Below are 848 nucleotides of genomic sequence, written 5' to 3' on the forward strand. Positions count from 1 at the left end.
CTCCACTACCGCGATCGGCAGTGTGCTCAGCGGTGATACGGTGTACTTCAAGGCGGGGCAAGACCTTAATCTGATGGGCAGCAGCGTGGTGGGCACGCACGATGTGCTGCTGGAAGCCGACCGTCACTTGACACTGGGCACCGTCACGCAGACGCACGACGAAACCCATAAGCAAGAAATCACCAAGACCGGCCTGATGTCGACCGGTTCCGGTTCACGCCCGCAGCTCACCGCAGGCAAACACAAGCAGGGCAAGGAAGACACCCAGCATTCGGTTACTCACGCCACCAGCATGGTAGGCAGTCTCAACGGCAACGTGGCGCTCATGGCCAAGAAAGGGACGTTGAGCACCTATGGTGCGCAGTTGCAGGCCAAGGGTGATGTGATTGGCAAAGGGCGGGATGTAAAAGTCTATTCGGTGGTCGATACCGTTGATGCGAAAACCCGTAGTTACACCGAGTCAAAAGGCCTGCGGGTGGGCGCGCAAAGCAAACAGGCCGATGCCGTTGCCTCCCTTGGCAAAGGCCTGACGCGCGCGGTTGAAACCGACAACCCCCGCCTAAAAGCCCTACTGGCCGCCAAGTCAGCCTATGCGACCAAAGACTTGGCACAGATGATTGAAAGCGCCAAGAAGAGTGACGACAAAGACGGCAAAGGCGGGATAGCGGGCAAGGTCACCCTCAGTTTGGGCACCACCCGGCAGGAAAGCACCGACAGCGCGCATGGCGAAACCGTGCGCAAATCCTCGGTATCACATGGCGGCACATTGCAGTTCAAAGCTACAGGGGGCGAGGCCGACGCCAAGGGCGACACCGGCGGCGATATCCTGCTCAAGGGCTTGCAAACCC

General features: G+C 59.4%; 1 protein-coding gene. It reads left to right on the top strand.

Features of this window, described 5'->3' with window-relative positions:
• The coding region (locus tag CSQ89_RS21705; RefSeq protein ID WP_143747140.1) for a hemagglutinin repeat-containing protein at positions 1–848 on the top strand (848 nt) is incomplete at both ends.

The sequence above is a fragment of the Chitinimonas sp. BJB300 genome (assembly GCF_002735695.1).
Lineage (GTDB): Bacteria > Pseudomonadota > Gammaproteobacteria > Burkholderiales > Chitinimonadaceae > Chitinimonas.